The sequence below is a fragment of the Caballeronia arationis genome (assembly GCF_001544975.2).
Lineage (GTDB): Bacteria > Pseudomonadota > Gammaproteobacteria > Burkholderiales > Burkholderiaceae > Caballeronia > Caballeronia arationis.
In genome coordinates this window covers 1-8,832 of sequence record NZ_FCOG02000189.1, presented here as the reverse complement: position 1 = coordinate 8,832, position 8,832 = coordinate 1, and the positions used below count along the sequence as shown (strand labels likewise).

The window sequence follows — 8,832 nt, the reverse complement described above, 5'->3', positions numbered from 1 at the left end:
GCTGGTGCGTTGACGTGTTGTGACTGCTGCCTCAAAAAGCTGCTTTCTTTGCTTACGTTCTTTGCAGCAGCAAAGAAAGTAAGTCCGCCCCGGACAGGGGCAGAGCTAATAAACCACTAAGAAAACAAGTTCCATAGAAGCGCAAGCGCGCACCGTCCGGCCGGCGGGCGAAAAACAAACACCCTCACACCGGTGCAGTCCGCGGCATGCCCCGCGTGACTTCCTGCGCCACCGCGAGATAGCGCGCCGCCGTATCGGCGAGCGTGAGGCCGCCGAGCGGGCGCAGCGAGCGCGGGTCGCCGAGCGCCTTGACGAGCGCGTTGGCATAAGCGGCCGTATCGTCGGGATCGCACAGGTGCACACCGGGAAAATCGGCGGCAAAGCTGAACGGGCGGATCGTGCTCGCGACCACCGGCACGCCCGACGCCAGTGCCTCCAGAAACGCGATGCTGTGCCCTTCCGAACGCGACGGCATCGCGAAGACACGCGATTCCTGCAACAGGTCAGCGACGTCCGAGCGCGGCCCGTCCAGCGTCACGCGGGAAGAAAGCCCGAGCTTCGACACCAGATCGCCCACGGCCGCGTGATAGGCCGGGTCCTCAATCACGCCGCACAGCAGGAGCCGCGCCTCGGGCACGGACTGCACCACGCGCTCGAACGCATGCACAGTCGAAAGCTGGTTCTTCACCGACGTGTAGCGTCCCACCTGCACAATCTGCAGCCCGCCGTCGGCGTCCTCGATGCCCGCGAGCGGCCTGCGGCCAAAACGCGCCATGTCGACGCCGTTTGGAATCAGCGTCATCGACGGATGGCGGCCTACGGCGCCGACGTAATCGTCGATGTTCGTCGGCGACACCGCGATCACCGCCCGCGCGCGCCGCGACAGCATCCGCTCGACGCGGCGGAACAGGTAGCTCTCGAAGTCGTTGGTCGCGGAATGCATCACGTAGACCACCGGCACCTTGAGCGGCAGCGTCCGCGCATAGAACGCGGGGATCGTCGCGTGGGCGAAGAGAACGTCGGCGCGATAACCCTTGACGGTCTGGTACAGGTTCCACAGCTTGCCGAAGCGCCCGTACATCCGCTCCGGGAAGAGACACTGCACGCCGTTTTCGGTCAGCTCGTCGCAGAGCGGGCCGAAGTCGTCGTGGGGCGGCGTGAGCGCGGTGACGCCGACCGTCTCGCCGCCGCGCTGCTGATATATCGCAAGATCCTTCGCCAGCACCTCCGCGCCGGACAACCGCGGAGCCAGAACCAGGTGAAGTATGCGCATCACGCCTCCCTGACGATTCTAAAGAGCATCCAGCCCGCTGCCGATCCAAGTCCGACGGTCATCGCCCAGGCGATGCCGGTGACGCCCCAGTAGTGCGTCGCGACCGGCACGGTCACGCACAGCACGACTGCCTGGATGATCGACGCGTGCGTCGCCACCTTCGGCATTCCCACCGCGCGCAGCCACGACACCAGCACCGCGATCACCGCGCCGATCGCCATGTTGATCACGAAAATCTTGAAGAGCGGCACGGCCGGCAGCCACGCCGATCCGAGCACGAACTGGAAGAGCGGCTCCGCGACGAGGCGCAGCACGATCACCAGCAGCGCGAGACCGATCGCCGCGAGCACGAGATAGCGGCGGAACAGGCGCTGTGCGGACTGCACGTCGCGGCGGTGATGTTCGGAAAAAGTCGGGAAGAGATACTGCGACATCGCGATGGCGGCGTCGGCGAGCAGCATCTGCGCGAGCTTCGACGACATCTGGTACGCGCCGAGTTGAAGCGGCCCGAGCAGCTTCGCGACGATCACCTTGTCGAACTGGTTCAGAAGAAGGTTCACGACGCTGCCCGCCCAGATCCAGCGGCTGAAGTTCACGTAATGGCCGATGCCGGAGAACTTCAGGCGCAGCGGCGGGCGCGGCGACATCGTGGTCCAGGTGAGCGTCGTCTTGAGCACCTCGCCCGCGACGAGGCCGATCAGCACCGAATACGCACCGAGCCCCGCCAGCGCGCAGACCAGGCCGACTGCGCAGTCCGTGAACGCCACCGAGGTCTCGACGCCCGCGAGCTTCTGGAAGCCGCGCTGGCGCGTGACGATGAAATAAGCCGGCGAGGCGATGCCGCGCAGGATCGGCAGGAGCGCCGCGAGCAGCAGGAGCCCGATCGAGCCGCCGAGATGGAACTGGCTGCTCATGAAAGGCGCGAGCACGGCGATCAGGATGCCGATCAGCACGCCGCGCGCGGTGAGCGTCGCCCAGACGGCGCTCAGCTCGCCGGAATCGGGCGCGTCGCGCCCTTGCACGACGGCTTGCGCCAGGCCAGTATCGGAGAGCGACTCCGCGATCGCGACCGCGAGCAGCGCGATGCTGACCGCGCCGATCGCCTCCGGGCCCAGGATGCGCCCGATGGCGAGAAACTTGACCGCGACGAACCCGCGTACCACTACCTGTTGAAGTAGTACCCAAAACGCCGCATCGTGATCGAATCGCGCACGCGCCGGTAAGAATGGAAGCCGGACTGATCTCACTAAGTATTCCCCGCGCTGCTGGATGGTTCCGGACCGCTCCGCCTTGTGTATCGAGCGAACCGACGGGCTCGCGGGACGGCGCAAGGCGCGCTTTCAAAGTGGTGTGATTCGGCGCCACGGCCGTGCGCCCGTTCTTTTCCACGAAGTAAGCAAAAGGTATCGTGGCAATGTCCCCAATGGACGCCAACGCGTAGTCGAAATCGGCCCGAAATTTCACATCGTGTGTGCTTTGCCACTGTCTTCTGACGCCGAAAATCGCGCGAAATTGGCGCGTGCTGCCAATAAAGCAATGCTAGTGTTGGATTCGTCGGCTCAATGCCGTTCATGCACCCTTTATGCACCGCACCCGCGCCCGATGGCGCAAAAGTACGGTCCGCGATTCTTCACTTTTCCGATACCACCGACGCATGCCAAACGACACCGTCCTCATCATCGAGCCGAACTTCAGCGGCCACCGCTGGCGCTACGCCGAATGGGCGGCCAACGCCTACATGGAAGCGGGCTATCGATGCCTGATCGTCACGGATCCGCTCAACGCGAGCCATCCGCTCGCCAGGAAGATCCGCGCCGAGGACCGGCCCGAACTGCAGATCGAACTCGTCGCGCCGCCGGCCCGCACCGAACGGCGGGGGCTGTCGTCGCGGCTTTCCTCTATCAGCTACGCGCGCTTTCATCAGGACTTCCGCCACGCCTTCGACATCGCGAGCCGCGACCGCCAGGTCGCGCTCGTCGTCGTGCCCTACGTCGACTACTTCTTTCTCGCGCTGCCGTTTCTCGGCTCGCCGTTTGGCGCGACACCGTGGGTCGGCATCACGATGCGCTCGAACTTCCATCATGACCAGGTCGGCGTGAGGGCGCCGCGCCGCCCGCTCGTGAATTCGGCGAAAGCGCTCCTGTTCATGCGCGCGATCGGCACGCCGGGGCTGAAGACGCTCCTCACGATCGATCCGACGCTCGCCGACTGGTGGACCGACATCGGCCACCGTGACGTTCGGGCGCCGAAGAAGGCCGCTGCCATCGAATATCTCGCCGATCCGTTCCCCGACGCGCGCGCCGCGGAGCCGCAGCTCGCGAAGGCGCGGCTCGGCCTCGGCGGCGGCAAGCACGTGCTCGTGTACGGCGCGATCAACGACCGCAAGGGCATCTTCGAACTGGCCGCGGCCCTTGCCGCGCGCCCGGCCGATGCGAACGCGCCGACGCTCGTGATCGCGGGCGCGCAGGACGAGGACGTGCGCTCGACGCTTGCGGCGGTGACCTCGAAGATCGTGCCGAAACCGGTCGTGCTCGACACCTTCATTTCCAGCGAGACCGAGCTCGATCTCTTTTCGGCCTGCGATGTCGTGTGGCTCGGCTACAAGGGGCACTACGGCATGAGCGGCGTGCTGGTGCAGGCGTATCGCTTCGGCAAGCCGGTCGTCGCCACGGCCGACGGCCTCATCGGCTGGTTCTGCCGCACGGGCGAACTGGGCCCGGTCGTCGACGACCTCACGGCGCCGACGATCAACCGCGCGCTCGATGCGGTGCTCGCCGGTGCGCCGCGCGCGACGCCGGGCGCCCAGCATCTGCTCGAACGCAACACGCTCAGCCAGTTCAAGCAGACGCTGCGGCAGGCGGTTGCCTGACGCATCGGGCAGCTCCAAAGGAAAAGCGGCGCACATGCGCCGCTTTTTTTATGACCCGCCTTTGAAGCAACCGCTTCAGGAAACGTGGCCCGCCGCGGGCACTTCGATCGCGCCCTTGCGCTTCGCCGGGAACAGCGCGTCGCGGATGCGCAGGAACGGGAACTCCACGGCGCGCGTCGTCACGTAGCCGACACCGATTGCAATCGCGAACTGCGCCGCCATGATGAACGCCCAGGACGGGATCGCGGGCAGGCCCATCGCGGCGGCCTTGCGGATCAGGATGTCGCCGGGTGCGAGCGCGAGCGAGTGCCACAGGTAGATGCCATACGAATACAGGCCGATCCAGCCGATGCCGCGATAGATGAACGAATCGCGGATCGAACCCGAGTACTCCAGCGTCAGCACGATGAGCGCAGTGAAGCCGATGGCCTGGATCGTGTAGCCGATGCTCTGGTCGAGCGCGACGTTGCGCGTGCCGAACACGAGCCACGCGACGAGCAGCACCACTGCCGCGATCAGCACCTTCTTGCGCGCGGCGATCGAGTGATAGACGGCCGGCTTGAGCCAGTAGAGCGTGGCGAGCAGCACGCCGAAGAGCAGGCTGTCGATGCGGTATTGCGTGTAGAAGAACGTGCCGTTCAGGTCGCCGTTCGCGACCGCCGCGCTGCGCGCGACGAGCACCAGCATGCAGATTGCGAACAGCACGCCAAGGATGGCGTTGGCCTTGAGCTTGAGCCGCGCAAAGCCGATCAGGAGCACCGGCAGGAACAGGTAGAAATGCTCCTCGACGGCAAGACTCCAGGTCTGCGCAATCGATGACCCGAAGTAGTTCTGCATGTGCGTCAGGTTCTGGACGAGGAAGGTGCTCGTCGGATGGCGCCCTGCAAACACATGAAAGAGGATCAGCACGTAGTATGCGGGCCAGATCTTGAACATCCGCCGGACGATGAAGCGTCCCGCATCGATGCGTCCGTCCTGCGAATACTGCTTGAGCAACAGACCGCCGACCAGGAAGCCGCTCAGCGTGAAGAACAGGTTGACGCCCTCGTGCCCGAAGCTCTTCAGCGGCATTTCGATCGCCGCGATGAACGCGCTGCCCGTCGGATACGAGTGGAAGTGGTAGCCCATCACCGCAATGATCGCGATTCCGCGGATGAAATCGAGTTCGATCGATCGTGCGGGCGCTGAATTCGATGCCGGCTTCCCCGCCTGGGTGCGTTTCGCGCCGAACAAGCCCATGGCCTCCCCCCTATTATTCGAAGGTCTTTGTTTAGTGACGGTCCTGGCAATGCCGCCTCGTGACGCTGCGACGGACCTTTTGACGACGAGCCCGACTGGTCGGACAGATTGCCGAAAGCGTTTTTTACCTGGCGTCTTCTCGCCGCTTTCCGACCTATGAATCTTCTGCCGAGAATGCCGGTTTGATCCGCCAACATGCTGTCGTTCGCGGACATCGGCGCGGCACGGGTGTTCGACCCGCAACACTTCCCCGAACCCCCGTGCGACACGCGACGCCAAGCGTGGTGCGGCGCACACGGGCGTCAGTCGTTTCGCGCCGAAGGCTAGTTCTTAGGCGCCGCCGCGGCGGCGTGCACTTTGTGCCGCTGATATATTCGACCCACAAATACGGGGGTACCCGGGATGCCGTGACTGCGTTCAAATGGAGCGCGACAATGGGATCCTGAGTACGCAGCGGCATCGCAGCCGCCATGAAGAGCTTAAAGAGCTAGTGAGCCGAGAGAGAACCATATGCGCAACAAATACGCCCTCTTCTGGATGTGGATGTTCCTGCTGCCCCTCGCGCTTGACTTCAAGGGCGCGGAATCATCCAGCAAGGTGCTGCAGATCCTGCTCGTCGTCCCGACCGTCGCCGGCGGCATCGCCCTGATGCTGATCGCGCCGCGCTTCGCGCGCCGCTCGCGCCTGCGCAGCTTCGTCACCGCCGCACTGCTCGTCACCATTGTCGGCAGCGTCGTTACGCAGCTCGTGCAGGGCAACGACGTGGGCAACTATCTGCGCGTCATCCTGCCGTTTCTCCTGATGCTGCTCGGCTATTTCGTCGGATGTCATCCGTGGAACCAGGAACGCCTGGAGCAGATCGAGAAGGTGATGTTCTGGTCGATGGTGATCTCGCTCTTCTTTAGCTTCGCCTACGGCTGGGCGACGGGCGGCGGTCTCGAGAACGTGCGCTTCCGGATCGTTTCCGTCACGTTCCTCTGCCTGCAGGGACTGTTGCTGCATGAATTCGTCGTCGCCAAGCGTCTCACGAAGATGTCGGTCGTGCTCTTTCTCGTGACGATCGTGATCGAACTCCTGAGCGTCACGCGCAGTCTGCTTGTCGGCACGGTGCTGCTCTTCATGTTCGCCACCTGGCTTGCCGCGCCTTCGCCCCGCCTGCTGCTCAAGGCCGGCGCGCGCGCCACAATGATCGGCGTGCTGCTGGTCGGCATGGCATTCGCCGCCGCCGCGGTATTCCCGACCGTCGCGGAGCACTGGACGCAGCGCATCTTCTTCTCGGCGGAAACGGAATCCGGACGCGACCCGACCACGATCACCCGTCTCGCCGAAATGAAGGACCAGTACGACCAGACGACGTCGTCGACGGTATCGCTTCTCTCCGGCATGGGATACGGCCACGACTATCGCTATTCGCCCGCCTACCTGCCGGACCTGGCGGGCCAGATGAGCGCGAAGGATTTCTACGCGATCAAGGAATGGGCGGCCGGCCACAACTTCTGGGTGTATCAGCTGTTCGCGGGCGGCATCCTGTTCGGGCTCGCGCTGCCGATCGGAGTGATCTTCGCGCTGTGGCGCGGCTCGCAGGCTTATCGCGCATGGCGCCGCCGCGCGCCCGACGTCCTGTACCTGCCGGTCCTCGGCCGCGCTCTGCTCGTGCTCGCCTCGCTGCCCGCGATCTCGGTGGGCGGCAATCCGCTCGGCAACCGCTTCTCGGGGCTCGTGTTCGGCGTCGCGCTCGGCCTGCTCGTCGCGAGCTACGGGCGCATCGCCCACGCCATGCGCCTGCGCGCGATGGCCAACCCGGCACAAGCGCGGCCGTCGTATCGTCCGAATTTCGGTCCGGAATACGGTCCTTTCGAGCCGGGCATGGGCGAAGGCGGCCCCGAGATGCTGCCGCCGCAGCCGGCACAGACGCCGTCCCTGACACACGGACGACACCAGCCGCCTTCCGGCTCGAGCACGCTCGCGCCGCTCGGCTGACCGACATGCCCCCCCGGACCCGCGCGCCCGTCACCGCGCCAGGCCGCCGACGCCTCTGCCACGACGCATCCGCGCGGGCAACGGCGCCGCGCGGCGTGCCTGCTTCTTCCGGTTCAACCCGTACATGCCCATGAAGATCCTCCATCTGCTTTCCACCATCGACCCCCGCGCCGGCGGCCCTACGGAAGGCGTTCGCCAGAGCGGGATCAGCCTGAAGGCGATGGGTCACGACGTCGAAGTCGTGACGCTCGACGACCCGCACGCGCCCTGGCTCGCGGCGTTTCCGCTAAAGGTGCATGCACTCGGGCCGTCGAAGGGCAACTACGGGCTTTGCCCGCGCCTCGTGCCGTGGCTTCGCGACCACGCGGCGCGCTTCGACGCGGTGATCGTCAACGGCCTCTGGCAATACCATAGCTATGGCACATGGAAGGCACTGCGCGGCATGGGCGTGCCGTACTACGTGTTTCCGCACGGCATGCTGGACCCGTGGTTCAAGCGCACCTATCCGCTCAAGCATCTGAAGAAATCGCTCTACTGGCCGTGGGCCGAATATCGCGTGCTGCGCGATGCGGAGCGCGTCCTCTTCACCGCTGAGGAAGAGCGCGTGCTCGCGCGGCAATCGTTCCGGCTCTATCGCGCGAACGAGGAAGTCGTCGCGTTCGGCACGAATCCGCCTCCGGGCGACGGCGAGCGTCTGCGCGCGGACTTCTTTGCTGCGTATCCGCAACTCGCAGACAAGCGTCTGATCCTCTTTCTCGGCCGCATCCACGAGAAGAAGGGCTGCGATCTGCTGATCAAGGCTTTCGCCTCCGTGCGAGATCTCGACGCAAACGCGCATCTCGTGATGGCCGGCCCCGATGGCGGCGAATGGGGTGCGCAACTGCAGACGCTCGCGCGCGAGCTCGGGATCGCGGAGCGCATCACCTGGACCGGCATGCTCGCGGGCGACCTCAAGTGGGGTGCGTTTCATGCAAGCGACGCGTTCGTGCTGCCGTCGCATCAGGAGAACTTCGGGATCGCGGTGGCAGAGGCGCTCGGCTGCTCGCTGCCGGTGCTGATCTCTGACAAGGTCAACATCTGGCGCGAAGTGAAGACGGACGGCGCGGGCATCGTCGGGACGGACACCGTAGAAGGTGCAGCCGACATGCTGCGCCGCTGGCTCACGCTGCCCGCCGCCGATGCCGCGAAAATGCGCGCGCAGGCGCTCGCCACGTTCACGAAGCGCTTTACTGTCGATGCGATGTCGCATGATCTGGTGCGTCTTCTGCGTCACGGCGCGCATCACCGCAATCGGGCGTTGAATGAGCGTCCGCAAACCGCCTCGTGATGGTTTCGCTGGCGCTCGGGGTGCGGGGGGTTGGTTTCAGACACCGTTTGATGCGCCTGTGCCTCCGTGGAACTTGTTTTCTTAGTGGTCCATTAGCTCTGCCCCTGTCCGGGGCGGGACTTACTTTCTTTGCTGCTGCAAAGA

6 protein-coding genes are annotated in these 8,832 nt (G+C 65.1%); 3 read left to right on the top strand and 3 right to left on the bottom strand.

The features are described from left to right. Positions 1-184 precede the first annotated feature (184 nt). Together AWB81_RS38270 and AWB81_RS38265 are read right to left on the bottom strand one after the other, a co-directional pair. The gene (locus AWB81_RS38270; protein WP_062643304.1) at positions 185-1,273 is read right to left on the bottom strand and encodes a glycosyltransferase family 4 protein; all 1,089 of its coding nucleotides are present in this window, start codon (positions 1,271-1,273) and stop codon (positions 185-187) included. Next, complete coding sequence (locus tag AWB81_RS38265; RefSeq protein ID WP_062643302.1) at positions 1,273-2,520, bottom strand: oligosaccharide flippase family protein; 1,248 nt, start codon at positions 2,518-2,520, stop codon at positions 1,273-1,275. Before AWB81_RS38265 ends, AWB81_RS38270 begins: the two co-directional genes overlap by 1 nt. Before the next feature lie 407 nt (positions 2,521-2,927). Between AWB81_RS38265 and AWB81_RS38260 the strand changes: the two genes are divergently transcribed. Continuing rightward, positions 2,928-4,142 (top strand): glycosyltransferase, encoded by a 1,215-nt coding sequence (locus AWB81_RS38260; protein WP_062643300.1) that lies wholly within the window; start codon positions 2,928-2,930, stop codon positions 4,140-4,142. A 75-nt stretch (positions 4,143-4,217) separates the two neighbouring features. On the opposite strand, the gene AWB81_RS38255 is transcribed toward AWB81_RS38260, so the two are convergent. Next, positions 4,218-5,381, bottom strand: coding sequence for an acyltransferase family protein (locus AWB81_RS38255; protein ID WP_062643297.1), 1,164 nt, complete (start codon positions 5,379-5,381; stop codon positions 4,218-4,220). A gap of 510 nt (positions 5,382-5,891) precedes the next feature. On the opposite strand from AWB81_RS38255, the gene AWB81_RS38250 reads away from it, so the two are divergent. Together AWB81_RS38250 and AWB81_RS38245 are read left to right on the top strand one after the other, a co-directional pair. Then, the gene (locus AWB81_RS38250) at positions 5,892-7,361 is read left to right on the top strand and encodes a hypothetical protein (protein ID WP_087135482.1); all 1,470 of its coding nucleotides are present in this window, start codon (positions 5,892-5,894) and stop codon (positions 7,359-7,361) included. A 130-nt stretch (positions 7,362-7,491) separates the two neighbouring features. Beyond that, a complete protein-coding gene (locus tag AWB81_RS38245) occupies positions 7,492-8,688 on the top strand; it encodes a glycosyltransferase (RefSeq protein WP_062643295.1) in 1,197 nt (398 codons plus the stop codon). Positions 8,689-8,832 lie beyond the last annotated feature (144 nt).

What these genes read in the sequence shown, in the direction of transcription:
- AWB81_RS38270 (WP_062643304.1), bottom strand. Translation starts at nt 1,273, where the DNA reads ATGCGCATACTTCACCTGGTTCTGGCTCCGCGGTTGTCCGGCGCGGAG.
- AWB81_RS38255 (WP_062643297.1), bottom strand. Translation starts at nt 5,381, where the DNA reads ATGGGCTTGTTCGGCGCGAAACGCACCCAGGCGGGGAAGCCGGCATCG.
- AWB81_RS38250 (WP_087135482.1), top strand. Translation starts at nt 5,892, where the DNA reads ATGCGCAACAAATACGCCCTCTTCTGGATGTGGATGTTCCTGCTGCCC.
- AWB81_RS38245 (WP_062643295.1), top strand. Translation starts at nt 7,492, where the DNA reads ATGAAGATCCTCCATCTGCTTTCCACCATCGACCCCCGCGCCGGCGGC.
- AWB81_RS38260 (WP_062643300.1), top strand. Translation starts at nt 2,928, where the DNA reads ATGCCAAACGACACCGTCCTCATCATCGAGCCGAACTTCAGCGGCCAC.